Below are 23,083 nucleotides of genomic sequence, written 5' to 3' on the forward strand. Positions count from 1 at the left end.
GGGGGAGCCGCTCCCTTCGACTCCTCCTGCACGTGCCCAACTGCTGGATACTATTGATGAGTTCACGCGGGCGGCTCGCTCCCATCTGAATGGCCATGCCCCGCGTGCGGATTGACCTGCGATCTGACCGGACGCGGCAGCTGCCGGTACTACCAGATGCCATGGAAGCCCTGCCCGCCGACAGCCGGGGTTGGCCCTCGATGGCCGTCAAAGAGAAGGCGGCCTGTCGTGCTCGCCGAGGTATCTCAGCTCCTCGCGGCGCCCCCTCCCGACCCGCAGGAATCCGCTCCCCAGCGGTTGCAGTTCTGGTTGCATTCACCGCCGTTCAGCACCGTCCGCCAGCTACCACCGGCACCGCTCCATCGCGGGTCAGGACACTCCTGATCACCCTCGAACCCTCAGACGAACATTTGGAAAGCGTGCGTCTGCTTTCGCGCGGCGCCCTGCTCGGTGCGCGGCTGGCGTTGGCAGGCCTCTCCTTAGAGGTCGTTTTCACCCGTTGCTTCACCCCGTAATATGGCTTTGATTCGGTGACACTTCGAACATCACCCTCAGAGCTCAGCCCCTGCGAGCCGCCCCCTCAGGCCAGACCACGTCTACGGGGAGACCTGCGGCCTGCGCTTCGACGACGGTGTCGGCCGTGCCACCACCCTTGCCGGTGGGTGGTTCGCCGTTCCATACGGCGACGAGGCGATCGGCGCGTTCGATGAGGACGGCGTTGGCAGCTTCGTACGCCTGCCTGTTGGCGGTCTCGTGGGGTAGGACCAAGACCTCGTGGGCGGCTTCTGCGAGACGGTCGAATAGGGCGGCGTGGTCGGGCTTGACCTTGTTCTCGCGGTAGTCCTGGGAGGGGATGACGACGGTCAAGCGTCCGCCTGCAGCAAGGACGGCTTCGGCGAAGAGTGAGTCGGATCCCTTGGCGATGCAGGAGACGCCGACGAGATCGCTGTCTTCGGCGTATTGCTTGAGCAGGTCGTCCAGGGCGGTGCGGACCAGAGGGATGCTGTCCTCGGTCAGGTCCATGTGCCCGGTCACCGCGATGGTCGTCACGGTCCTCGTTCTCCTCTTTCAGGTCGACAGCAGGTCGCGGATCCTATCGCGAGCCTCGCGCACGGGTCGCGCCGTGTTGTTGCCCACGGTGTACGTGTAGAGCTCGCCGAGCTGGGCGCGCACGCGGCTGGAGCGTGTGGCACGCGCGGCGTCCACGGCGCGCTGGGTTTCCTCCACCGCCGCGTTCACGTCGCCGAGCAGGAAGTGGCACTGGGCCAGGCCGATGCGGTCCAGGGCGTGGCTGCGGCTGGCTTCGGGGCCGCGTCGGTCGAGGGCCTGACGGATCTCCGTGGCTGCGGCTTCGGCGTGTCGTTTGGGGTCCTGGCGGGCCAGGTCGAGGAGTCGGCCGCCGGTGGTGCCGGCGAGCTCGGCCTCGTTGAAGTAGGCGATCCAGTACGGCTCTTCGCCCGGCTGGGCATCCACCAGTGCTTCGGCTGCCTGGGTGGTGGCTCGTTGGAAGGCGGCGGTGCGGGACATTCCCGCGTACGCCCACGCCTCGCGGGTGTGGAGCATGGACCGCACTCTGGGCCCCGCGACATGCCGAGCACCGTCCTGTGCGAGGCGGATGAGTTCGAGGGCATCCTGGGGCTGGTCGCGGTAGAGCATCTGGCGTGCCATACCCGCCAGGACATTGGCTCCGAAGACCATGTCACCGCCGGCGTGGGCCGCGCGCAGGGCCAGCAGGTAGTACTTCTGGGCGCGGTGCTGGAGACCCGTGTCCCAGGCCATGGTGGCTGCCGTGCCCGCGAGCTGGGCCATGACCTGGTAGAGACGCTGTTCGACCCGGGGTGCCTGGTGTTCGTCGAGGTGGGCGGCCACTTCGCTGAGCTGGCCCAACACGGCCTTGCGGCGCAGGCCGCCGCCGTACTTGTGGTCCCAGGCGCGAAACGCGCGGGCAGTGGACTCCAGCTCCTCGACCTCGCGTGCGCCGAGTCGGCCGCGTCGACGCGGTCGTGCGGCGGATGCTGCGGGCTGGAGCCACCCCTCCAGCGGGTCGAGCAGGGCGGCGCCGGTGATGGCGGCCCCGGCCAGTGCGCGGGTCGCCGCGCGTCGGTCCATCACGAGATCGCTCCTCGTCAGGTTCGCGGCCAGGTCCACGGTGGCATCGGGCCGCCAGGGGACCTCATCAGTGCTGGGCCGCTCGCCCTCAGGCTCCGGCGAGGGATCGGCCTGGACCGGCCGGGTTTCCCAGGCACGCGGACCGAGTCCAAGAAGATGGCCCGGGATCCGGAGCCCGTCGGCGATACGGCAGATGACCTCGAAGCTGGTGACCTGCTGCTGACCGCTGATGATCGTGGAGATCTTGCCGGGGGTGAGGTGGCAGGCCGAGGCGATGCGGTTCTGCGACAGGCCGCCGTATTTCTTGATCAGGGCGAAGGCGGCTGCGAAGTCGTGCTCTGCCAGGGCTTGGCGGACATCCTCGCGTTCGAGGATGTCGCGAGCGAGCGTGCCGGGGGTGGTGGCGTCCATGTGGCCAACTTCCGGATTCGATCCTAGGCGCGATCAAGCTTCGTACGAAGCCGGAAACGAGTGTATTCCCGCCTCGGTAACACCCACTGGTCATACCGCAGTTGCCCATGGCCGACCACGCTTGGTGAGCGCCCGACCCCCACCGGTGACCGACCCCGAGGGACAGGGCGGCCTGACCCCAGCGGACGGAGGAGAGCCATGACCACGCACTCGCATCAGTCCCGCCTGCCTCAGGCGACATGGGCCCGGTGCCTGAACGAGCCGCGGCTCTTCGCCGCCGGCCAGGAATGGGACGCCATCCGTGTCGAAGCCGGCATGGGAGTACGGGCGGTGCGCTTCCTAGAAGCCGCAGGCACTCCTGTGGGACCGGTTCTGCACGACCAGGGCAGCGGCCAGGCGTACTTCCTCACCCCACCCGGCACCGCACAGAGATGGCGGCGGGAGCGGACGCGTGCGCTTGGCGAGGGATCGTGGGTGGTTCTCGCTCCGCCGGGCTGGGAGAGCGGGCTGCTGCGCTGGGTGGTTGATCCCACCGACGGCCCTGCTCACACGGCAGTCACCGACCTCACGATCGCGCTCACTGTCGCCGCGCTCGGGGAGGCCAGCTGATGAACCCGCGTATCCGGCACGCCTGGAAGCGGCCGTGATGGGCCGGGCGGTGGAGACTGGCTGGCCCGTTTCACAGGGCCGCTCCTGATCGTGATGGTCTCCGCGTCGTGCCGCTTCTCCAAGGTGCGGGGTCAGGCGGTCCGCCTCGGAAACGGAGATTTAATATCCGGACAGGCGAACTCCCGGGACGTGACGCAGCGGGACGATGGATGGGCAGTCACCAAGCCCGGCTCCGATCGCGCAAGCGCCGTACTCCCCACACAGGCCGAGGCCATCACTCGGGCCACGGAGATCCTGACCAACGACGGAGGCGGCGAATTGCGCGTCCACGGCAGGAACGGCCAGTTGCGGGATCAGCGCACGATCGCTCCCGGCAACGACCCGCACCCGCCGAAGGGCTGATCAACATGGCCCACTTCTGGATCAACCGTGATGTGTCCGGCAGCACAGAGCGCCAGGTACACGCCGACTCCTACAAGGCCCAGGACGAGTACACCCACTTCCTCAACGAGGAAGGGCGCATCGTGATGAGCATCCGTAAGGAGATCACGTTCCTCATCGAGCGCAGCGACGGATGACCCTCATGCCCCATGCGTGCCCGATCGAACGGGAAACGGCGGGGAACAGCGGTAATTGACAGGCAACGCCCATCGCAACGGCCCCTGACCGATTTACCTGGTCAGGGGCCGTTCACAAGCGGTGGGTGTGGGATTTGAACCCACGGTGACATCGCTGCCACGACGGTTTTCAAGACCGTGTACGGATCGAATTCCCCAAGGCGTCGAGTGCACCCACGGCCGCGTGGATATGAGCCGGGCCGCGATGCAACCGTTCCCCCGCGCACCACCAGGACAATTGCCCCTCTGCATCGCTTGGATGCATGCCCAGGCCATGCTCGGGACACAGGGGCCACGCCTGCCACAGACGCTCGATGACGGTCTCCTGCACGGCATCGGCAACGCTCGCCAGCGCAAAGCCAAGGCCGTCCTGCGAGTTCGGGTCCAGGTGATTGCCGTGCCACTCGCCGTTGGCCAGGGCGACGTAGACATTCTCCGGCTCATCCGCATCGTAAGGCGGAAGGGCCAGCAGTTGCAGGGGTCCCAGGTGGGGAAGTGTCACCGCCACGTCCCGGTTCAGAAGGGCGAGAGCCTGGTCCCACAATGGGTACTCGCCCGGCGCGACGTGGCGGGGCTCGGGAGGGTCGAAAAGAGCGCACATGAGCACCATCCTCCGCCACGCCAGGGACAGCCCTTATCGCATAACAGCGTCTCCCCTCCCGGTAAGCTCCATCCCCGGCATCGTGCTCGCCGCCCTGTCGCTGGCCGTGATGCCGTTCCTGTCCGCCGCCCAGCGCCGCGCCGGACGCGAACTCGGCTCCGCCTCCGCGGTCGCGGACTCCAAGCAGACCCCCTGTTGTGCACCTATCTCTCGGCCGTGCTCCTGATCGGTCTGGTCCTCAATGCCACCCTCGGCTGGTCCTGGGCCGACTCGATCGCTGGCCTGGTCATCGCCGCGATCGCCGTCAAGGAAGGCCGCGATGCCTGGCGGGGTGAAGGCTGCTGCGCCCCAACTGCCGCTTCAGCAGGGCCGTCGGACAAGACGGATGATGACGCGTGCGGGTGCCGCCCCGGATGCGACTGCTGCGGCTGACGAACCGGGAGCGCGAGCACCAGGTACCTCGCGGAGGACAGTTCATCAGCCACCGAGCGGAATGCCCGTCGCCAGCGCGGCCGTCACCGGATGCGTCGGTGAGCTGAACAACTGTGCGGTGGGGCCCGACTCGACCACGTGCCCCTCGGACATCACGATCAGCGAGTCTGTCCGGTCGGCGACGAGGCGCAGGTCGTGGCTGACGAGGACGAGGGACAGGCCGCGGCGGTCGCGGAGGTCTGTCAGTAGGTCCATGACGGCTACGGCGGTGTCTGCGTCGAGTGCGGAGGTGAGCTCGTCGCAGAACAGCACGTCGGGGTCGGCCGCCAACGCGCGGGCGATCGCCACGCGTTGGCGCTGTCCGCCGGACAGTTCGTGGGGGTAGCGGTCGGCTGACGCGGCAGGTAGGCCGACCTGTTCCAGGAGTTCCAGGACGCGGGCGGGGGCCTCGGCGCGTGCGGTCCGGTGGTGCAGCAGGAGAGGGCGGCGCAGTGCGGTGCCGACCGTGCGGCTGGGGTTGAGGGTGCCGAGCGGGTCCTGCGGCACGAGTTGGAGGCGGCGACGCTGGTTGCGGGAGCGGCGGTGCGCGGCGGGGGCGAGGCGTGCGCCGTCCAGCCCGATGCTGCCGTCAGTGGGGCGGTGCAGGCCGACGAGGGTGCGCAGCAGGGTGGTCTTGCCGGAGCCCGAGGCGCCGACGATGCCCAGGCTGCTTCCGGTGGCGAGGGTGAGGTCGATGCCGTGGAGCACGGGGAGGCGTCGGCCCCGGTGGGTGTGGGCGGCGTGCAGGCCGGATGCCGTGAGGGTGGGCGGGCTGTCCGACGCGGTGCGGGCGGGTTCCCCCGCGGTGCGCGGGCTGGCCAGGGTTGCCTTGGGGCGCGGGCCGGTCAGGTCCACGACCTCGTCGGCGAGGCGGGCGACCAGGTCGGTGTCGTGGCAGGACAGAGCGATGGCTATTCGGTGGTGCTCTGCGAGGTGCCGCAGGAGGTCGGCGATCTCGTCGCGTAGCGCCGGGTCGAGTCCGGCGGTGGGCTCGTCGAGGAGGAGGACGGCGGGGCGGCGGGCCAGGGCGCGGGCGAGTGCGACTCGTCGCTGCTGGCCGCCCGACAGCCCGCCGATACGGCGGTCGGGCAGGCCGTCGTCGATGGGCAGCCGCACTTCGGCGAGCTGTGCCTGGATCGCGTCCCGGCTCGGGTCCACTGCGACTTCGGCGAGCAGGCGCCGCACGCTCATGCGCGGGTTGAGCCCGGAGCCGGGGTCCTGGCCGACGTAGGCGAGGCGGTGTCGGCGTAGAGCGCGCAGGTTGGGGGCGGGCAGGGTGAGGGGGTCCTGGCCGAGGACGGTGATGGTGCCGGTGGTGCGTTCGGTGCCCGGGGGGAGGGCGCCCGTCACGGCCCGCAGCAGGGTGGTCTTGCCGCAGCCGGAGGGGCCCACTACGGCGGTGACGCGGCCAGGGGCCAGTTCCAGGTCGGCCCCCTCCAGCAGGAGGCGGCCGTTCGGGGCGGTGACGGTCAGGCCCTCGACCCGGACCGCCATCTCCCCTTCCGCTGCCTGGCTGTCGGAGTACCAGTCGGGCATGTGGTTCACAGTGCGGGTACCGCCTTCCGGCCGGTTGTGGGGACCAGGGCGGCTGCCGCCAGGTTGACGCTCATGGCGAGCAGGCCGATGGCGATGCTGGGGGCGAGGACGGCCCAGGGGTTGAGGAGGATGCCGGCGGAGTTCTCGCGGATCATCAACGCCCAGTCGGCGGCGGGCGGTTGGGGACCGACCTGGAGGAAGCCGGCGGTGGCGACGAGGTATACGGCGGCGACGAAACGTAGTCCGAAGAGCGCGAGGAGGGTGGCCCGTAGGTTGGGGAGCACCTCCCGTACGACGAGGTACCCGAGGCGTTCGCCGCCGACGGCCGCCGCTTCCACGTATCCGGAGGCGGCAACGGGCGCGGCTGCGCTCGCGACCAGGCGGACCGCGTAGGGGACGCCCAGGACGACGGACGCGGTGACGACGGCGAGCCGTCCGCCGTCCGGCCAGGACAGGGTGACGAGGAGGATGCCGAGGACGGCCGGCAGCAGCATCAGGACGTCTGCGGTGCGTTCGACGATCCGTCCGACGGCCGGGCGCAGGGCGCTGACCGCGCCCAGCGCAGCGGCCGCCGCCGTGACCAGGACGGCTACGAGCAGGGAAGTGACGACGAGTTCGCGCCCTCCGGCCAGTACCCGGCTGAGCACGTCACGGCCCAGCTGGTCGCCGCCGAGGGGTGCGTCGCCGCCGGGTTCGGCGTAGGGGACGGTGAGCGGGGCGTCGATGGCGTGCGGGGCGAGCCATGGTCCGGCCAGGGCGAGGGCGGTGAGCAGCAGGGCCGGGAGCACACGGAGTGCGACCCGGCGGCGAGAGCGGCGCGCGGACGGAGCCGGTTTCACGGTGGCTGTGGTCACGGTCATGTCCGGCCTCCGGAGGCCCAGGCGCGTACGAGATCGGCGAGCAGCAGGACGCCGGTGATGACGGCCCCGGTGACGGCGACGACGCCGGCGATGACGGGGCTGTCCCGGTCGGTGACCGCTCCGGCGAGGACGGAGCCGATGCCGGGGTAGTTGAAGATGGTCTCCACGACGACCGCGCCGCCCAGCAGCATGCCAGTGGAGGTGGCGATCCCGGCCGCGATGGTCGGCAGTGCGCCGGGCAGCAGATGGTGGGTGAGGATCCGGTGCCGCGGGAGACCGTCGAGCACGGCGGTCTCGATGTGCGGCGCCTTCGCCTCGTCGGCGAGCGCGGCCCGCACGATGCGGGTGTTCCAGCCGATCTGCGGGATCGCCAGCGCGAGCACCGGCAGCACGAGCATGTCCCAGGAGGCGGGCGAGCCGTCGGCGTCGGTGAGGGTGACGGCGGGCAACCAGTCCGTCCACAGGGCGAAGACCAGGACGAGGGCGACGGCGACCACGAACTCGGGCAGGGCGAGTACGCCGGTGGCGCTCGCCGACACGGCCCGGTCGGCCCTTCCTCCGGACCGGGCCGCGGCCCAGCAGCCGAGGGCGACGGAGGCGACGAGCGTCACCAGCAGGGCGAGCCCGCCGAGCAGCAGGGTGTTGGGGAAGGGCCGGTCGAGCAGGTCGGCGACCGGCTCTCCGTGTGCGGAGGTACCGAGGTCTCCGGTGGGCAGCCCGGTCATCCACTCCCAGAAGCGTTCCAGGACCGGCCGGTCCAGGCCGAGCAGCCGTCGCCGCTCGGCGATGTCGGCCGCACTCTCCCCTCGCTCGGAGGTGGCGGTGGCCGCGTCGCCCGGCAGCAGCTCCACGGCGGCGAACACGAACGCGAGCAGTACGGCCAGCAGCAGGACCCGGCGCGTGAGCACACCGGCCGCGTGAGCGGCCGTACGTACGACGGCCGGAACCGGCCGGGGCGAGTCGATGCCCCCGGCCGGTTCCTCCTTGGTCAGCGAGCCAGCCATGCCGTCTCAAGCTGGACGCGCCCATAGCCCGGCAGGGTGGGCAGATCGCGCACGGCGGCGCCGGCCAGGTCGATGCCGTCAGCCATGCCCCACAGCAGGTAGCCGGACTCGTCGTACTCGATCTGCTGGAGCTCGTGCAGCACCTTGGCGCGCTCCGCCGCGTCCTTGGTCGCCATCGCCTTCTTGTACGCGGCGTCGAACTCGGTGTTCTTCCAACCGGCCTCGTTCTGACCGGAGTCGGAGACCAGGGTCTTGCTGGCGAAGAACACCACGGAGTCGTTGGTGCCCCAGTAGGTGGTGTACAGGTCGCCCTTGAGCCAGGTCTTCTCCCAGAAGGTGGCCGACTCCTGCTTGACCACCTCGACCTTCACCCCGGCCTCGCGGACCTGGGAGGCGAACAGGGTGGCCGACTCGGCGAGGCCCGCGATGTCCTCGGTGGTCAGCAGCTTGTACGTCTTCGACAGGTCGAACTTGGCTTCCTTCAGCAGCGACTTGGCCTTGGCCAGATCCCGCTTACGCTGCGCGATGTCCTTGGCGTAGGCGGGGTCGCCGGTGCCGAGGATGTCGTTGCCGACCGTGCCGTAGCCGGACAGCACCTGCTTGACCATGGCCTCGCGGTCCACGGCCAGCCGCAGCGCCTCCCGCACCTTCGCGTCCGCGAACGGTCCGTCGGTGGTGCGCATGACGATCGGCATCGCCATGTCGTTGGGGCGGCGCACGATCTGGATGTCCTCGCGCTTCTCGGCCGTACGGGCCGCCACCGCACCGACATTGGAGGCCACGTCGATCTGCCCGGCGAGCAACGCGTTGGCCATCGCCTGCGGGCTTTCGAAGATCTTGACCTCGATGGCGTCGAGGTACACGTCACCGCCGTACCAGTCCTCGTTGCGCACCAGGCGAGCATTGCCCGAGCGGAACCAGTCCAGCTTGAACGGGCCCGTGCCGGGAGCCTTGCCAAGGTCCTTCTCCGCCGTGTCCTTCTTCAGCACGAAGGTCGTCAGGCGGGTCAGCTGCGGCAGTTCGGCATTGGCGTAGTCGGACACCAGCACCACAGTGTCGTCGCCGTCGGCCTTGATGTTCTCCGGCTTGATGCCCGGCAGGCGGGAAGCGCCCGAGGGAGTGTTGCGCAGCCGCTTCAGCGACCAGACGACATCCTCGGCGGTGACCGGAGTACCGTCGTGGAATTTCGCTCCCTTGGCGAGAGTGAAGCTCCAGGTCTTCAGGTCGTCCGATGCCTTCCAGGAGGCGGCCAGGCGGGGGACGGTGTTGGGCTTGGTGCCGGGGACGGTGAGCGTGTCGTACACCAGCGAGATGACCAGGTAGTCGCTCTCGTTCGCTTGGGTGCCGTGCGGGTCACGGGTGATGGCCGAGGCGCGGCCCAGCGCGCCGACCCGGAGGGTGCCCCCGGGCCGCGGCTTCTCGCCCGCCTTCGCCGGCGACTTGGACGAGGTCTCGTCACCGCCGCCGCAGGCGGCCAGGAGCCCGGCCGCGCCTATCGCGCCGCCGGCCCACAGTACTTGCCGTCTGTTCCAGTTCACGTACGACCTCGTTCCACTCACACGGGGCAGATTGCTTAGGTGTGCCTACCCTAAGAAGATCCCTATGCGCAAGCTGTGAAGCGGCTTTTCCGCGTTTCTGTCGGTGCGTCATATCGGCGCACGGAAGCACGGGTCGGCGCGTGAAACGCGACATCGACCCAATGGGAGCACAGCACTCCAGTAAGGATTGCCTTACCTAATCTCTGCTGTTACGTTCGGCGGGCCGAGGCACAGCAAGTCCACAGGAAACGCGTCCTGTCGCACCCGCACCCCACACCCGGACCCGAACGGATGACTCCGCCATGCCCACGGGAGCCGCACCCATACGGCAGCTCGCCCCGCACGCCGTCGACGAGCTGACCACCACCGCCCAGAAGATCCTTGCCGACTTCGGCAGTTCGGCCGCGCGCCCCGAACTGCTCCGCAAGATCGCCGCCTCCGCCACTCATCTAGGCGAAACGATTCGCCACGACTGTCGCCCGGTCGACACCGACGACGGCCTGTTCGTCCTGCGCGGCCTGCCCATCGACGACGGCGGCATCGGCCCCACCCCCGCCAGCTGGGCCACGGCGGGAGACGACGCGGCCGAGTGGGACGTGATCCTGCTGCTGCTCGCCATGGCCATGGGCCACCCGATAGCCTGGGAGGGGCAGCAGGAGGGCCGGTTCGTGCACAACATCGTGCCCTCGCCCGGCCACGAGGTGGAGCAGACCGGCGCGAGCAGCACGGTGCTCCTCAGCCCGCACACCGAGGACGCCTTCCACCCCGGCCGCGCCCACCTGCTGCTGCTCGCCTGCATGCGCAACCACGACGCCGTCGCCACCACCGCCGCAAGCATCCGCAAGGTCCGGCTCGACGCGGACGACGCGGCGCTGCTGTCCCGCCCCGTGCTGCCGATCCTCCCCGACGACGCCTACGCCGAGGCGCAGGGGTTCGCGGGTGAGCCGCCGAAGGTCCCCGTCCTGTGGCATACCGGCAACGGGCCGACCCTGCGCTACGACCCCGCCTACACCCCGCTCGACGAGGCGCCCGCCGACCACCGCGCCGCCTACGACCGGCTGACCGCCGAACTGGAACGCGTGTCGGTCGCCGTCGCCCTGGAGCCCGGCGACGTCCTGGTAGTCGACAACGACCTGGTCGTCCACGGCCGGGTGCCCTTCAAGGCCCGCTACGACGGCACCGACCGCTGGCTCAAGCGCGCCTCGGTGCGCGTCCCCGGCCGCCGCAGCCGCCCGCTCGCCGAGGCAGACGAACACGGCTACGGCCAGGCCGCCCTCGTGGCCCACCTCTGATCCCCTCCCATCACCTTCGTACGAAGGGACCAGCCGTGACCGGCACCCCCGCAAGCACGGACAACACCCCGGGCGACATACCCGCCATATCCGCGGACGACAAGACCCTGCGCATCCTCAGCACCAGCGACGTCGCGGGCCTCGACATCTCCCTCGCCGACGTGGTCGACGTGGTCGAACAGGCGTACCGCACCCTGGCCGACGGCAAGTCGGCCAACCCGCGCAAACTCACCGTGAAGCCCGAGGACGGCCACTCCGTCTCGTACGCCATGCTCGGCCGCGACGGCGTCCGCAACGTCGTCGCGATCAAGACGTCGTACAAGCACGGCCTGGACAAGGGCCGCGACGAGCAGCACTACTACACGACCCTCACCATCTACGACGACGTCACCGGCCTGCCGGTCGCGATGATGGACTGCTCTCGCGTGGGTTCGCTGCGCACCCCGGCCGTCTCGGCGCTGCTCGCCCGTGAGCTGGCGGCGCCCGACAGTCGCAGTGCGCTGGTCATCGGTACCGGAACCCAGGGCCGGCTCGCCCTGCCGTTCCTGCTCACCACCCTCCCGGATCTCGAACGGCTCATGGTCTACGGCACCCACCCCGACGGCCTCGCGGCGGTCCGCGAGCGGCTCCACCACTACTTCCCCGACCGCGAGTTGGAGGTCGCCGACGACGTACGGGCCGCCGCGGCCGAAGCCGACTTGGTGGTCGCCACCGCCGGCCAGCACACCCCGGCCGCCGTGGAGTCCGACGACCTGAAGCCGGGCGCCGTGTCGATCCTGGTCGGCCACGGCATCGCGCCCTCCACGCTCCAGCGGGCGGACCGGGTGATCGCCACCAGCGAGGCGCAGATGAAGGTCACCGGCACGGACATGGCCGACGCGGACGGCAACTTCCCCGCTGTGGACGCCGAGTTCCCGGAGGTAGTGGCGGGACGCGCGCGTGGGCGTCTTGCGCCGGACGAGCGGATCTTCGCGTACAACAGCGGCCTGGTCGTCACCGATATCGCCCTCGGGCACCGGTTCGCGCAGCTGGCCGTCGAACAGGGCCTGGGAACACGGGTGTCGCTGTGGCAGTGACCCACACCCCCGCGGCTGCCCCGCCGCTGCCCGCCCACCCGGATCCACAGCTCGACGCGATCCTGAGCAGCGGGCTGCCGCACGAGCTGTCGTACGCGTTCGACGGCCCGTTCCACCTGCTGCTGCCGGACCGCTTCGACGCCAATGTGGCCTCATTCACCCAGGTGTTGAACGAGGCCGGTGTCGAAGGCCGGGTGTACTACGCGAAGAAGGCCAACAAGGCTGCCGCCTGGATGGATTGCTGCGCGCTGTCCGGTACGGGCGTGGACGTGGCCAGCGCCGGGGAGCTGCGCGACGCGCTCAGTCACGGGGTACGCGGCGAGCACGTCGTGGTCACCGGGCCCGCCAAGACCGACGGCCTGCTCCGGGTCGCCGTCCTGCAGGGCTGCCTGATCGCCGTGGACGCGCTCGACGAACTCGAACGCATCCTCGCACAGGCGCGCGCCGCGACCCGCCCGGCGCGCATTCTGCTGCGGCGGCTTCCGGCGGCCCAGCCGCACAGCCGCTTCGGCCTCGACGATACGGAACTGGAGGCCGCCCTCGCCCGGTGCGCGCAGGCCCAGGACGCCGTCGTGATGGAGGGTTTCTCCTTCCACCTGTCCGGCTACGATCCTTTGTTGCGTGCCGAGTTGGCGGGCGAACTCGTCGAGCTCTGTCTGAAGGCCCGGGCCCTGGGGCTGCAGGCCGACCGGATCAGCATCGGCGGCGGCTTCGCCGTCGACTACACCGACGCGGAGCACTGGGAACGCTTCCTACGCGAGCAACGGCCCGAGCACTATCACGCGGGCAAGTCCTTCAACCCGGGCGACTTCTACCCGTACCACTCGCCGGTGGCGGGCCCCGACGCCCTGCGCACGATCCTCACCACGGACGGTCTCGCCGGGCGACTGCGTGAGGCGGGCGTGAAGCTCTTGTTGGAGCCGGGCCGCGCATTGCTGGACCGCGCCGGCTGCACGGTCTTCCGCGTGCAGGGGGTCAAGGACCGTAGCGGCTACGGCATCGTCACCGTGGACGGCAGCAGCCTGAGCCTGTCCGAGCAGTGGTTCAACAGCGAGTACCTCCCGGATCCGGTGCTGCTGCCCGCCCACGAGCCGCAAGGTGAGCCGTACGCCGCCTGCGTCGGCGGTGCCACCTGCCTGGAGTCCGACATGGTCACCTGGCGCAAGGTACGGTTCCCCACCCGCCCGGCCGTCGGCGACCTGCTCGTCTACCCCAACACCGCCGGATACCAGATGGACTCCAACGAGTCCCCCTTCCACGACCTTCCGCTCCCCCCGAAGGTCGTCCTCGACACCGCCGGCGGTACGACCCACTGGCGGCTCGACCGCCATCCACTCGCCTGACTCTCTCCCCTCCCCAAACTGGAGCCATCCGATGGACAAGGCGCTTTCGCGTCCCGCCGTGGTCAGCCGTGTCTCCGACCTGATAGGTCACACCCCGCTCTTCGAACTGTGTCGCACCGACACCGGCAGCCGACTGCTGCTCAAACTGGAGCAGTTCAACCCGACCGGCACCGCGAAGATCCGCATGGCCCGGCAAATGGTCCTCGACGCCGAGGACCGCGGACTGCTGCGCCCCGGCGGCCGTGTCGTCGAGTCCACCTCCGGCAACACCGGACTTGGCCTCGCCGTCATCGCGGCCGAGCGCGGCTACACCTTCACCGCGGTCGTCGACCACCACGCCGCCGCCGACAAACTACGCGGCATGAAGGCGCTCGGCGCCGAACTCATCTACGTCGCCGAGGAGGGCGACGAGGAGCTGGCCACCGCCGCCCGCGAGGAGTTCGCCGAGAAGCTGGCGGCCGAGAGCGACAACGCCTACTTCACCGAACAGCACAACAACATGGCGAACGGGGACGGATACCGGCCCGTGGCACATGAACTCGACGCGGCCCTGGACGGCCGTATCGACATCCTGATCGGTGCCGTAGGGACCGGCGGTGGGCTCTTCGGAACCGGCGGGGAACTACGCAAGACCGTGCCGGACGTGCAGATCGTCGGGGTCGAGCCGAAGGGGTCGATCGCCTTCGGGCCGCCCGCCCACGACTACTACCAGTCCGGCACCGGCACGCCCGAGGGCGCCACCATCGGCGCCATGGTCGACTATGGCCTGCTGGACGAGGGCGCCAAGGTCGGCGACGTCGAGGCGTTCGCCACCGCGCGGGTGCTGGCCCGCCGTCTCGGCCTCCTCATCGGCGGCTCCGCGGGCGGGGTGGTGTACGAGGCGCTGACCCGGATGTCCTCCCTCGCACCGGGCACGACTATGGTCGCGCTGATCAACGACGGAGGCGAGAAGTACATGGACACCGTCTTCGACGACGACTGGATGAACGCCCGCAACCTGATCGATCCGGCCGTCGAGCGTGAGATCGACGAGCTGCTGACCAAACTCCGCGAGAACTGACACCGATGCCGATACCGTTCACCACCCTGCTCCGCGACAGCCGCGCCCTGGCGACCCTGGCCGTCCCCCTCGCCCTGACCCAGCTCGCCCAGGTCGCCCTCACCACCACCGACACGGTGATGATGGGCCTCATGGGCGCCGAGGCACTGGCCGGCGGCGGCCTGGCGCTGGTCATCTTCAATCAGCTGCGCACCATGGGCGTCGGTATGGTCACGGCCGTGGGCAACCAGGTCTCCGCCGCCTCCGCCCGCGCCGACGAGGACGACGAACTCACCGATGAGGCACGCGAGGAGGTCCGGGACATCGTCCGCGCCGCGCTGGCGCTGGCCACCCTGTCCGGCATCGTCGGCGCGATCGTCATCCTGCTGATCGGACAGGCCGTCGCCTTCCTCGGCCAGGACCCGGAGGTGGTGGACACAGCCTGGCCGGTGCTGCTCGCGCTCGCGCCCGGCCTGATCCCCTGCCTCTGGTTCCAGGCGATACGGCAGTTCACGGTCGGTATGCGTCGCCCGCAGGCTCTACTGCAGATCACGATCGCTTCGGTGGCCGTGAATGCCGCCCTCAACTGGGGCCTGATCCACGGCACATGGGTCCTGCCGGAGCTGGGGCTGCCCGGCATCGGCGTCTCCACCTCGCTGGTGTACACACTCACCTGCGTGGCTCTCTACGTCTCGGCCCGCCGTGATCCCCGGCTGGCCCCACTGCTGGACGTTCGGATCTGGAAAGCCCGGCCGGCCCTCCTGCGTCGACTCAACGGCCTCGGCCTCCCCATCGCCGCAACCTATGGCTCCGAGGCCGGCTTCTTCTCCGTCGTCGCCCTGATCATCGGTACCTTCGGCAGCGCCGCCCTGGCCGCGCACACCGCCGTCAACCAGCTCATCTACATCGTCTTCCAGATCGCCGTCGGCCTGTCCCACGCCGCCTCCCTCAACGTCAGCAGGGAACTCGCCCTGGACCGGATCGCGGCGGCCCGGCGCATCAAGAACACGGCGCTGGCGTGCGCGGCGGCAGTGATGGCGGTGGTCGGCATCGTCTACCTGACCGTCCCCAGCCTGGTGCTGCGTCCCTTCCTGGACCCGTCGACCCACGAGGGGTCCAACGCGACGGACATTGCCACGAACCTCCTGCTGGTCGCCGCAGTGCTGCAGTTCTTCGACTGCGCCCAGAACATCGGCGTCGGCCTGCTGCGCGGCCTGGACGACACCAAGAGCGGCTTCCGCATCACCCTCATCGGCTACTGGCTGATCGGCCTCCCCGCCGCCTGGCTGCTCGGCAGCCTCGCCGACCTGCAGACCACCGGCGTCTGGCTCGGCCTCCTCACCGGCCTCGCTGCCACTGCCGTGCTCCTGCTGCGCCGCTACAACCAGGGACTTTCCCATCCCCCTGCTGAGAAGGCGGCCGTTGCTTGAGCTCCTCCGGCTGAGACCTTCAGCGGGCCGGTACACCACCAGAGGGCCGGCTGACGGGACTGCCACCGCACGATGACTGCATGGCGGACCCGACCGGCATGGCCGCCGGCCGGGTCCGAACGCCAAGGCGCCGTCATGCCTCCGTGGCTCGCCGCTGCACGGGAGCCGACTCGCGTAGTTGCTGCCGGACCTCGGCGTCGATGCCTTGAGCCAGTCGGCGCTGATGCTTCACCGTCGAGTGCTGATGGAGCAGCTGGGCTCGCTCGGAGGACTGGCCGGCGCGGACCATGAGGTCCTTCAGCTTGGCGCCGGTGTCGGCTGCGAGGGTGTTGCCGGTGTGCCGGAGGTCGTAGAAGCGGAAGTTGTCCGGCATCCCGACCTTCGCAGACGCTGATCGGGCGGCTCTTCCACGTCTCCTACACGGTCGAGGGCACCTGGCGGCGCCTGAAGCGCCACGGCTGGAGCTGGCAGCAGCCCACCAGGCGCGATCGAGCGCGATGAAGACGCGGTCGAGGTGTGGAAGAAGGAGACCTGGCCGCGGGTAAGAGCACCGCGGCGGAGCGCAACGCCTGGATCGTCTTCGAGGACGAGGCCGGGCAGTCGATGACTCCGCGCGCCAGGACCTGGGGCCGGATCGGCCAGACCCCGGTCGTGAGGGTGAGGGGCCGAGGCTCGGGCCGCGTGTCGATGGCGGGGATGGCCTGCTACAAGCAAGGCCAGCGGTCCCGGCTGATCTACGCGATCCGCGAGTACCGGGGCCGCAAGGACGAGCCGAAGGGCTTTGGCTGGCGCGACTTCCGCGACCTGATCGTCCGCGCTCGCATCCAGCTCGGCGGACCGATCGTGCTGGTCTGGGACAACGTCCGCCTGCACCTGACGGCCGGCATACGCGAGTTCATCGACGCGAACGCCGAGTGGCTCACCGTGTTCCAGCTGCCCACCTACGCCCCGGACCTCAACCCGACCGAGGGCGTCTGGTCGCTGGTCAAGCGGGACATCGGCAACCTCGCCGCGGCCGACCTCGGCCAGATCACCCGCGCCGTGAAGCGCAAACTGAAGATGCTGCAGTACCGACCGGAGGCCATCGACGGCTGCTTCGCCGACACCAACCTGGCCCTGGACCTGTGAGCGTGGGGTCGACCGACCCGAAATTGGTCGAAGCCCAAAGCTGCTGGTCAGCTACGGTGGCGGCATGACTGACACCCTGCCCGAGGACGTAGCCGACGTGCTTGACCTCGTCCTGAACCCGGACGAGCCCGTTCACGTCGCCCTCCGACGACAGGTGCCCCAACTCAGGGTGCAATCCCGCTGTGAGTGCGGTTGCGGCACTGCCTACTTCGACCTTGACGCCGACGCGGTGGAGCCCGCGTCAACGGGCCCCGGCACCGTCGTGGTTGCCGACGTGCAGCTGTTCACCGAAACCGGCGAGTGCCCTGGCGAGGTCCTGGTCTTCGCGCAAGGCGGCTACCTCTCATGGCTGGAGGTCTGCTCTTGGAGCGATGACGTCGAGGTGAATCTCGCCGCGGCGCGGCGCTGGCTACAGCCATCGTCCTGAACCCGAGCGGGTAACAGCCGGCGGTCTCGGACCCTGACGCCGTCACCACGAGTCGACCGACATCACGAGTTCAAGTTCAGTAGTGCAGCTCGCCGACCGCAAAGGGCCGCGGGGAGAGACGTACTACTGCCTCCCGGTCGCCGCCCGGTTCCTCGCCGAACCAGCGACGGAGGGGGACCGGACTCCGGCCCCAGAGGGGGGTCACGTTCCGACCCTCGGGGGGTCGGAATCCGACTCTGCCGAGCACTTCGAGGGGGGATCGGAATCCGACCCCGGGGAACGGAATCCGGCCCCCAGGGGGGTCAGATTCCGACCCGAAGGGGGTACGGATTCCGACCCCCAGAACAGAAATAAACCGAAGGTGAACGGTAAGAGCAGCAGCAGCAGCTCTGCCCCGCTCATCTCCGCCACCGAGTGGCAGATCGACGACGACGCCCGTGCCTGGCTCCAGCACCACGGCCACCTCGACCGACTGGGCGAGCACGCCCTGCAGGCCGCAGACGAGAAGTGGCGCACCTACCGGGCCGCATGGGCGCCCCGCAACGCTGCCGCCTGGGGCGCCGACTGGCGTGCGTGGATCGCCCGGGAGCACACCCCCACCCCTGGCCGCCCCAACCTCTACGCCCTGCCCGGCGGCACGCCCGCCCCGCCGACGCCCGGCATGACCCGCACCGAGGCACATACGGCCGCTCTGCTCGCTGCCCTCGACGAACCGACCGGAACGGAATAGCCCCCTGGAACGAAACGAAGTCGCCGCCGTCCTGGCCTGCATCGGCCGTCTCGACCCCCGCACCATCGGCACCGGCACGGGCGAGGCCCGTGACCAGATCGCCCAGTGGCACGAGCTGCTCCACGACGTGCCCTTCGCCACCGCCCACGGCTGGGACGTCCGGGAAGCGATACGGGTTCACGTCCTGGACTCTCCGTACCCGATCCTCACCGTGGACATCGCCCGCAAGTGGCGCGCCTACCGACGCGACCGCCTCGATCGGCACACCGACCCCACGCCGACTGCCGACCCGGACGATCCGGTCGCCTGGCGAACCGAGCTGCTCCGTGCCCGGAACGCGGTCGCCTCGGGTGTGGCTGCGCCTTCGACACACCGGCAGATCACCAAGGGTGGCCCATCTCGCCACGTCGAGGAGCGCCTGCGTGCGATCGGTTCATCCATCCCGCCGGCCGTCAGCGCCGAGCCGGCCCCACTACCGTCCGACCCGCGCCGCGCGGTGCCACGCACCCGTGGGTACCCCGTGCCGTCAGCGGAGGGCGACCCCTGACGGTGCCGCCAGGGGAAATGCCGTACGTGCCACTCCCCATCCGTCGCGCGTCGACTTGGCCACTGCCCGGGTGGGTCGACGCTGGCCGGCGTGACGCCGCCCGGTCGTTGCTCCTCGTCGTAGCTGCGTAGTCCTACGAGCGTCGGTCCCCAACCACGTCGTATACACCGGAGGGGACGGTCCCAACGACCACCTTGGGGACCGCGTCCCGGGGGCCGGTCCCCGCTGAAACCGCAGCTCAAGTGGCCTTTTGTGCCGGTCCCCGAAGCGTCTCCGGTATCGAGGACCGTCCCTGCAACAGCCCGTCCCGGTCCCCCCGTCCAAGATCACACCTCACAGCCGCTGCATCGCTCCGACCACTGCCCGAGCGCCATCCAGCAGCGCGGATGACTCCAATGGCACGACAGACCGGTACCCGCCGACGAAGGCCGACACCCTGGCAAGGTCGAATTCCCCGTTCACACCGAACGGCACCTGGGCCGTCCGTACAACCTCTTCCGCGTACGGGCGAACCCCGACCCGGTCCCAGTCCAGGACGGCGGCAAGCTCCCCGCCTTGCCAGAGCACATTCCGGTACTGCACATCACCATGGGTCCACCCGTAGCCTCCGACGGGCGTCGCAGATCGCGGACGACGATCGGCGCACTCGAAGACGAGGCTCCGCCGGTGATCCAAGGCTGCAATGGCCGCCTGGTCGAAGCCGCTGCCTGTGCCCTTGCCGAGCCGCAGCCGCAGACAGCCGCTCGGCCTTCTCCAGCGCGCGTTCCGGCGACGTGATCTCTGCCATGATCATCTCAGGAAGACCTGGCAGCAGGCTTTGACCGCAAGCCCGGCCGAGGCCCAGGTGCAGGCGTCCAAGATGCGCGCCCAGCGAGGCCACCTGGGACAGGCCGAGGTCGACACCCCGGACGTGGGAGCCCTCGACCCAGGGGAACAGGCACCAGGCGCCACCACCGACCCTCGCTACGAGCGGCCCGGAGGTGGTGGGGGTGGGTGCGCTCACCGGGACGCCATCGGCGGCAAGGGCCGCCAGCATCCCGAGATTGCGCTGCAGTCGATCAAGCGAGACGTCCGTGACCCGCTTCAGAGCAAACCTCCCCGCGGGGGTGTCCAATCTCCAGTTCGCATTCATCAGCCCGTCAGCGAGATAGCGGCGCTCCTGCACTTCTCGAAGGTCAAAGACGTCGATCAGCTCAGCGAGGATCCGATCGGCGATGGCACTCCGGGCAGCCACGGTCGCATCAATCACCCCCCCGGACGATACGTGAGCGCACCGCACCCCGGCGCGAGGATCACTTTTGGGCCCAGGGCTGATCGTCTTCGCGGCGCAGGAGCAGGAGGCGCCCAAAGCCCGCACAGGTACTGCTCTGCCCTCCTGACACCTGACTCGTTACCCCCTCAGATCGCTACTGCTTGGCCTTGGCCACCGCCACCGTGAACTCGCCGCGGATCCCGTCGCCCACCATGCCCGGCTTGCAGGCGGTCGTGTATGCACCGGGCTCGGTGACCTTCACTGTCATGGTGCGCGAGGTGGCGGGGCCGATGCCCTCGACCTCGCTGACGACCTTCTTGCCCGGGCTGTAGAGGTAGAACTCCGTGATCTTGCTGCCTTCGTTGGCGACCTCGAAGGCGATGGAACCAGCGGGCGCGGAGGTCCGGGAAAGCTCGCAGGCGTCGTCGGTCGCGCGGACCTCGATGGCCCCCGACGCGCCGTCGCCGTTGCTGCTGCCCTTCTGGGTGCACGCGGTCAAGAGGGTGACCGGGGTGACGGCGAGCAGGGCGAGGGCGGCGGGGCGGATCAGGGGAGAGAACACAACAGGCTCCTGAGGGCGATACGGGCGGGGCGCCAGGCAGGCCAGGTGATGACAGCCCATGCGATGTCCAGATAGTGAGCATCCAGGTGCCGGTTCCTGCACTCGTCATGACAGTTGACGGCACATCAACTTTCCTGCGTTCCAGCGCAATCCGCTGCGTCCGCCCGATATGTCACGTGCGTCTGCATTGTGAGATGTCTTGACGGGCACACAGCGAACTCTTAGGTTCGCCTTACCTTACCTCCGACCGAAAGATTTCGGCCATGCCCAGGCTCTCGCTGCGCCCGCTCCTCCTGACCGCCCCGCTCGCTCTCGCCCTGACGGCGTGCGGCGGCGCCGACGCCGACAGCGACGGCAAAGCGCCTGCCGCTGCTCAGGCGAAGGAAACCGCACCGGCTGGCGTGGCGCACCAGCACACCGTGCTCGAGGCGGAGATAGCGGCCCGGGGCGGGGAGACCAAGGCCGGGGAGTACCGCATCGGCTACATCGTCGAGGCCGCCGAGCCGTGGTTCCAGTCCGAGCACGGCGCCCACGGGAAGCTGGTCAACCGTGAGCCGGCGAAGAACGAGACGCATCACATCGAGATCATTCCGATGGAGGCCAAGACCGGCCGCATCGTGCCGAACGTTCCGATCAAGCTTGAGGTCGTCGACGCCAAGGGCAAGGTCGTCCAGGCCCAGGAGCTGAACTTCTACCACGCCGAGTTCTTCCACTACGCGAACAACTTCTCCATCCCCGAGGCCGGCAAGTACACCCTGCGCGCCACGCTGCAGCCTCCGACCTTCCTGCGGCACGGCGCCAGTGGCGAGAAGCCAGCGCTGAGTGAGACAGTCACCGCCACGTTCAACGACGTGACCCTGAAGGCCGAGAGCTGACGATGACCGCCACCCCGGGCAGAGCCATGGCCGCTCCGGCATCCCCGCGCGCCGGGGCCACGGAGCGGCCGATGGCCACCGACCGCGACGCCCTCCAGTCCACGGAACACGCGTACACGCCGCTGTGGGTCCTTGTCGCTACGGGGCTGCTGAGCTCCGTAGTCCTGGCCTCCGCGTGCTGGACGGCCGGTCACGTCCACGCCGATGCGACGCTGCAGACCGTGGCCCGTTTCCTGCACGTCGCCGCCCTCGTCGTCGGCCTGGGCGCCGTACTCGCCGTCGACTGGTTCGCCCTGCTGTGGCTGCTCGGACGCCGCCGCCTGGCCGACATCCTGAACACGGCCTGCGCTCTGCAGGTCCCGATCTGGATCGGGCTCGCCGGGCTGGTCGTCACCGGCATGTTCCTGCGGCCCGATCTGACCTCGACGCTGACCCTCGTCAAGCTCGGACTCATCCTGGCCATCACCCTCAACGGCCTGTACGCCCACCGGCTCGGCGAACACCTCGACCGCTACCGAGACGAGCGGGTGCCCCGCAGCCTCCTCGTCCAGTCGGGTGTGGCCGCCGCCGTCAGCCAGCTCGGCTGGTGGGGCGCCAGCCTGATCGGCTTCCTCAACAGCCAGTCCTGAGCCAGTGCCCTGAGCCTGCTCCGGAGCCAGTCCCCCAAGGAGACCGTGTGTTCGCCAATTACCTCATCGGCCTGCGCGAGGGCCTGGAGGCCAGCCTCGTCGTGTGCATCCTGGTCGCGTACCTGGTCAAGACCGACAACCGGAGCAAGCTGCCGCCGATCTGGCTCGGCGTGGGCATCGCAGTCGCCCTCAGCCTGGGCGTGGGCGCGGCGCTGCAGTTCGGCTCCACCCAACTGACCTTCGAGGCCCAGGAGATACTCGGCGGCAGCCTGTCCATCCTCGCCGTGGCCCTGGTGACCTGGATGATCTTCTGGATGCGCCGCACCGCCCGGCACCTCAAGGCCGAACTGCACGGCAAACTCGACCAGGCCCTCGCCATCGGCACCGGTGCACTTGTGGCGACCGCCTTCCTCGCCGTCGGGCGGGAGGGACTGGAAACCGCCCTCTTCGTCTGGTCCGCCGTACAAGCCACGGACGACGGAGCCCGCCCGCTCACCGGCGCCGTCCTCGGCCTGCTCACGGCCGTCGCGCTCGGCTGGCTGTTCTACCGCGGGGTGCTGCGGATCAACCTCGCGAAGTTCTTCACCTGGACCGGTGCCCTGCTCGTCGTGGTCGCAGCGGGCGTACTCGCCTACGGCATCCACGATCTCCAGGAGGCCGACATCCTGCCCGGCCTGGACAACCGGCTCTTCGACATCAGCGCGACCATCCCACCGGACAGCTGGTACGGCACCCTGCTGAAGGGCATCTTCAACTTCCAGCCCAACCCCAGCGTGCTGCAAGCCCTCTTCTGGGCCCTCTACCTCACCCCCGTCCTGCTTCTCTTCCTGCGCCCGGCTCGGGTCGAGCCAGCAGCAACGGCGGCGTCACCGAAGCCTTGATCATTCTAATCGCCTCGGCTCGGCGGGGCCCCGATCGGCCCGTTCACAGGCCGCTCCTTCTGGTGGGTCCAGCTAACATCCCTCGCAGGGAACGTGGCCATGCAGTTCTCGCTCCC

At 69.5% G+C, this 23,083-nt stretch carries 26 protein-coding genes, 1 tRNA gene and 2 pseudogenes; 17 read left to right on the forward strand and 12 right to left on the reverse strand.

Annotated elements, in window-relative coordinates; translation table 11 throughout:
• Positions 1 to 558: 558 nt before the first annotated feature.
• The gene (locus ACGFW6_RS06720; protein WP_393505400.1) at positions 559 to 1,050 is read right to left on the reverse strand and encodes a hypothetical protein; all 492 of its coding nucleotides are present in this window, start codon (positions 1,048 to 1,050) and stop codon (positions 559 to 561) included.
• A gap of 18 nt (positions 1,051 to 1,068) precedes the next feature.
• Entirely contained in the window at positions 1,069 to 2,520 is a 1,452-nt protein-coding gene (locus ACGFW6_RS06725; protein ID WP_393505402.1) for a helix-turn-helix domain-containing protein, read from the reverse strand.
• 198 nt (positions 2,521 to 2,718) lie between these two features.
• Between ACGFW6_RS06725 and ACGFW6_RS06730 the strand changes: the two genes are divergently transcribed.
• From ACGFW6_RS06730 to ACGFW6_RS06740, 3 genes are all read left to right on the forward strand, one after another.
• Positions 2,719 to 3,129, forward strand: a complete 411-nt coding sequence (locus ACGFW6_RS06730) for a hypothetical protein (protein ID WP_393505404.1) — start codon at positions 2,719 to 2,721, stop codon at positions 3,127 to 3,129.
• Between the two features lie 93 nt (positions 3,130 to 3,222).
• Positions 3,223 to 3,531, forward strand: coding sequence for a DUF2188 domain-containing protein (locus ACGFW6_RS06735; RefSeq protein ID WP_393505406.1), 309 nt, complete (start codon positions 3,223 to 3,225; stop codon positions 3,529 to 3,531).
• Between the two features lie 5 nt (positions 3,532 to 3,536).
• Complete coding sequence (locus ACGFW6_RS06740; protein WP_393505408.1) at positions 3,537 to 3,707, forward strand: hypothetical protein; 171 nt, start codon at positions 3,537 to 3,539, stop codon at positions 3,705 to 3,707.
• A gap of 119 nt (positions 3,708 to 3,826) precedes the next feature.
• Here the strand turns inward: ACGFW6_RS06740 and ACGFW6_RS06745 are convergent.
• Both ACGFW6_RS06745 and ACGFW6_RS06750 read right to left on the reverse strand, forming a co-directional pair.
• Positions 3,827 to 3,924: transfer RNA gene (locus ACGFW6_RS06745), tRNA-OTHER, on the reverse strand.
• On the reverse strand, positions 3,877 to 4,347 hold the full coding sequence (locus ACGFW6_RS06750) for a hypothetical protein (protein ID WP_393505410.1): 471 nt from the start codon (positions 4,345 to 4,347) through the stop codon (positions 3,877 to 3,879). Before ACGFW6_RS06750 ends, ACGFW6_RS06745 begins: the two co-directional genes overlap by 48 nt.
• A gap of 67 nt (positions 4,348 to 4,414) precedes the next feature.
• On the opposite strand from ACGFW6_RS06750, the pseudogene ACGFW6_RS06755 reads away from it, so the two are divergent.
• Positions 4,415 to 4,779 (forward strand): annotated as a pseudogene (locus ACGFW6_RS06755) (cation transporter); the annotation flags it as partial.
• A 45-nt stretch (positions 4,780 to 4,824) separates the two neighbouring features.
• Here ACGFW6_RS06755 and ACGFW6_RS06760 read toward each other — a convergent pair.
• Genes ACGFW6_RS06760 through ACGFW6_RS06775 form a run of 4 tightly spaced genes read right to left on the reverse strand, consistent with a single transcriptional unit; the run spans position 4,825 to position 9,756 of the window.
• On the reverse strand, positions 4,825 to 6,363 hold the full coding sequence (locus ACGFW6_RS06760; RefSeq protein WP_393505411.1) for an ABC transporter ATP-binding protein: 1,539 nt from the start codon (positions 6,361 to 6,363) through the stop codon (positions 4,825 to 4,827).
• On the reverse strand, positions 6,360 to 7,214 hold the full coding sequence (locus ACGFW6_RS06765; protein ID WP_393505413.1) for an ABC transporter permease: 855 nt from the start codon (positions 7,212 to 7,214) through the stop codon (positions 6,360 to 6,362). Before ACGFW6_RS06765 ends, ACGFW6_RS06760 begins: the two co-directional genes overlap by 4 nt.
• On the reverse strand, positions 7,211 to 8,218 hold the full coding sequence (locus ACGFW6_RS06770; RefSeq protein WP_393505415.1) for an ABC transporter permease: 1,008 nt from the start codon (positions 8,216 to 8,218) through the stop codon (positions 7,211 to 7,213). Before ACGFW6_RS06770 ends, ACGFW6_RS06765 begins: the two co-directional genes overlap by 4 nt.
• On the reverse strand, positions 8,203 to 9,756 hold the full coding sequence (locus tag ACGFW6_RS06775) for an ABC transporter substrate-binding protein (RefSeq protein ID WP_393505417.1): 1,554 nt from the start codon (positions 9,754 to 9,756) through the stop codon (positions 8,203 to 8,205). The genes ACGFW6_RS06770 and ACGFW6_RS06775 overlap by 16 nt, the downstream gene beginning before the upstream one ends.
• A 302-nt stretch (positions 9,757 to 10,058) precedes the next feature.
• Between ACGFW6_RS06775 and ACGFW6_RS06780 the strand changes: the two genes are divergently transcribed.
• From ACGFW6_RS06780 to ACGFW6_RS06800, 5 genes are read left to right on the forward strand one after another with little or no spacing between them, the layout of a single operon-like run.
• Complete coding sequence (locus ACGFW6_RS06780) at positions 10,059 to 11,048, forward strand: TauD/TfdA family dioxygenase (protein WP_393505418.1); 990 nt, start codon at positions 10,059 to 10,061, stop codon at positions 11,046 to 11,048.
• Positions 11,049 to 11,083: 35 nt separating this feature from the next.
• The gene (locus ACGFW6_RS06785) at positions 11,084 to 12,124 is read left to right on the forward strand and encodes an ornithine cyclodeaminase family protein (RefSeq protein WP_393505420.1); all 1,041 of its coding nucleotides are present in this window, start codon (positions 11,084 to 11,086) and stop codon (positions 12,122 to 12,124) included.
• A complete protein-coding gene (locus ACGFW6_RS06790) occupies positions 12,115 to 13,467 on the forward strand; it encodes an alanine racemase (RefSeq protein WP_393505422.1) in 1,353 nt (450 codons plus the stop codon). Before ACGFW6_RS06785 ends, ACGFW6_RS06790 begins: the two co-directional genes overlap by 10 nt.
• A gap of 31 nt (positions 13,468 to 13,498) precedes the next feature.
• On the forward strand, positions 13,499 to 14,527 hold the full coding sequence (locus tag ACGFW6_RS06795; protein ID WP_393505424.1) for a cysteine synthase family protein: 1,029 nt from the start codon (positions 13,499 to 13,501) through the stop codon (positions 14,525 to 14,527).
• Between the two features lie 5 nt (positions 14,528 to 14,532).
• Positions 14,533 to 15,936, forward strand: coding sequence for an MATE family efflux transporter (locus ACGFW6_RS06800; RefSeq protein ID WP_393505426.1), 1,404 nt, complete (start codon positions 14,533 to 14,535; stop codon positions 15,934 to 15,936).
• 133 nt (positions 15,937 to 16,069) lie between these two features.
• On the opposite strand, the gene ACGFW6_RS06805 is transcribed toward ACGFW6_RS06800, so the two are convergent.
• Positions 16,070 to 16,309, reverse strand: a complete 240-nt coding sequence (locus tag ACGFW6_RS06805; RefSeq protein ID WP_393505428.1) for an integrase — start codon at positions 16,307 to 16,309, stop codon at positions 16,070 to 16,072.
• A 20-nt stretch (positions 16,310 to 16,329) separates the two neighbouring features.
• On the opposite strand from ACGFW6_RS06805, the gene ACGFW6_RS06810 reads away from it, so the two are divergent.
• From ACGFW6_RS06810 to ACGFW6_RS06830, 5 genes and pseudogenes are all read left to right on the forward strand, one after another.
• Positions 16,330 to 16,437: a winged helix-turn-helix domain-containing protein gene (locus tag ACGFW6_RS06810; protein WP_393506936.1), complete on the forward strand. Its 108-nt coding sequence runs from the start codon at positions 16,330 to 16,332 to the stop codon at positions 16,435 to 16,437.
• A gap of 15 nt (positions 16,438 to 16,452) precedes the next feature.
• The gene (locus ACGFW6_RS06815) at positions 16,453 to 17,064 is read left to right on the forward strand and encodes a transposase (RefSeq protein ID WP_393505430.1); all 612 of its coding nucleotides are present in this window, start codon (positions 16,453 to 16,455) and stop codon (positions 17,062 to 17,064) included.
• A gap of 64 nt (positions 17,065 to 17,128) precedes the next feature.
• On the forward strand, positions 17,129 to 17,491 hold the full coding sequence (locus ACGFW6_RS06820; protein WP_393505432.1) for a hypothetical protein: 363 nt from the start codon (positions 17,129 to 17,131) through the stop codon (positions 17,489 to 17,491).
• A 361-nt stretch (positions 17,492 to 17,852) separates the two neighbouring features.
• A complete protein-coding gene (locus ACGFW6_RS06825) occupies positions 17,853 to 18,221 on the forward strand; it encodes a hypothetical protein (RefSeq protein ID WP_393505433.1) in 369 nt (122 codons plus the stop codon).
• Between the two features lie 4 nt (positions 18,222 to 18,225).
• A pseudogene (locus ACGFW6_RS06830) lies at positions 18,226 to 18,862 on the forward strand (hypothetical protein).
• A gap of 239 nt (positions 18,863 to 19,101) precedes the next feature.
• Here the strand turns inward: ACGFW6_RS06830 and ACGFW6_RS06835 are convergent.
• From ACGFW6_RS06835 to ACGFW6_RS06845, 3 genes are all read right to left on the reverse strand, one after another.
• Complete coding sequence (locus ACGFW6_RS06835) at positions 19,102 to 19,443, reverse strand: phosphotransferase (protein WP_393505435.1); 342 nt, start codon at positions 19,441 to 19,443, stop codon at positions 19,102 to 19,104.
• Positions 19,352 to 20,017, reverse strand: a complete 666-nt coding sequence (locus tag ACGFW6_RS06840; RefSeq protein ID WP_393505437.1) for a phosphotransferase — start codon at positions 20,015 to 20,017, stop codon at positions 19,352 to 19,354. Before ACGFW6_RS06840 ends, ACGFW6_RS06835 begins: the two co-directional genes overlap by 92 nt.
• 157 nt (positions 20,018 to 20,174) lie before the next feature.
• Positions 20,175 to 20,582 (reverse strand): cupredoxin domain-containing protein, encoded by a 408-nt coding sequence (locus tag ACGFW6_RS06845; RefSeq protein ID WP_393505439.1) that lies wholly within the window; start codon positions 20,580 to 20,582, stop codon positions 20,175 to 20,177.
• A gap of 263 nt (positions 20,583 to 20,845) precedes the next feature.
• Between ACGFW6_RS06845 and ACGFW6_RS06850 the strand changes: the two genes are divergently transcribed.
• From ACGFW6_RS06850 to efeU, 3 genes are all read left to right on the forward strand, one after another.
• Positions 20,846 to 21,457: an iron transporter gene (locus ACGFW6_RS06850; protein WP_393505441.1), complete on the forward strand. Its 612-nt coding sequence runs from the start codon at positions 20,846 to 20,848 to the stop codon at positions 21,455 to 21,457.
• Between the two features lie 71 nt (positions 21,458 to 21,528).
• Positions 21,529 to 22,086, forward strand: a complete 558-nt coding sequence (locus ACGFW6_RS06855; protein WP_393505443.1) for a hypothetical protein — start codon at positions 21,529 to 21,531, stop codon at positions 22,084 to 22,086.
• Between the two features lie 47 nt (positions 22,087 to 22,133).
• Positions 22,134 to 22,967 carry an iron uptake transporter permease EfeU gene (gene efeU, locus ACGFW6_RS06860; RefSeq protein WP_393505445.1) on the forward strand — a complete coding sequence of 278 codons (834 nt, stop codon included), beginning with the start codon at positions 22,134 to 22,136 and terminating at the stop codon, positions 22,965 to 22,967.
• Positions 22,968 to 23,083 lie beyond the last annotated feature (116 nt).

The sequence above is a fragment of the Streptomyces sp. Y7 genome (assembly GCF_043195415.1).
Lineage (GTDB): Bacteria > Actinomycetota > Actinomycetes > Streptomycetales > Streptomycetaceae > Streptomyces.

Excerpts from the sequence above, each read along its gene's own strand:
- ACGFW6_RS06725 (WP_393505402.1), bottom strand. The coding sequence starts at position 2,520 with ATGGACGCCACCACCCCCGGCACGCTCGCTCGCGACATCCTCGAACGC.
- ACGFW6_RS06730 (WP_393505404.1), top strand. The coding sequence starts at position 2,719 with ATGACCACGCACTCGCATCAGTCCCGCCTGCCTCAGGCGACATGGGCC.
- ACGFW6_RS06735 (WP_393505406.1), top strand. The coding sequence starts at position 3,223 with ATGGTCTCCGCGTCGTGCCGCTTCTCCAAGGTGCGGGGTCAGGCGGTC.
- ACGFW6_RS06740 (WP_393505408.1), top strand. The coding sequence starts at position 3,537 with ATGGCCCACTTCTGGATCAACCGTGATGTGTCCGGCAGCACAGAGCGC.
- ACGFW6_RS06750 (WP_393505410.1), bottom strand. The coding sequence starts at position 4,347 with ATGTGCGCTCTTTTCGACCCTCCCGAGCCCCGCCACGTCGCGCCGGGC.
- ACGFW6_RS06765 (WP_393505413.1), bottom strand. The coding sequence starts at position 7,214 with ATGACCGTGACCACAGCCACCGTGAAACCGGCTCCGTCCGCGCGCCGC.
- ACGFW6_RS06770 (WP_393505415.1), bottom strand. The coding sequence starts at position 8,218 with ATGGCTGGCTCGCTGACCAAGGAGGAACCGGCCGGGGGCATCGACTCG.
- ACGFW6_RS06780 (WP_393505418.1), top strand. The coding sequence starts at position 10,059 with ATGCCCACGGGAGCCGCACCCATACGGCAGCTCGCCCCGCACGCCGTC.
- ACGFW6_RS06795 (WP_393505424.1), top strand. The coding sequence starts at position 13,499 with ATGGACAAGGCGCTTTCGCGTCCCGCCGTGGTCAGCCGTGTCTCCGAC.
- ACGFW6_RS06800 (WP_393505426.1), top strand. The coding sequence starts at position 14,533 with ATGCCGATACCGTTCACCACCCTGCTCCGCGACAGCCGCGCCCTGGCG.
- ACGFW6_RS06805 (WP_393505428.1), bottom strand. The coding sequence starts at position 16,309 with ATGCCGGACAACTTCCGCTTCTACGACCTCCGGCACACCGGCAACACC.
- ACGFW6_RS06820 (WP_393505432.1), top strand. The coding sequence starts at position 17,129 with ATGACTGACACCCTGCCCGAGGACGTAGCCGACGTGCTTGACCTCGTC.
- ACGFW6_RS06850 (WP_393505441.1), top strand. The coding sequence starts at position 20,846 with ATGCCCAGGCTCTCGCTGCGCCCGCTCCTCCTGACCGCCCCGCTCGCT.
- ACGFW6_RS06855 (WP_393505443.1), top strand. The coding sequence starts at position 21,529 with ATGGCCACCGACCGCGACGCCCTCCAGTCCACGGAACACGCGTACACG.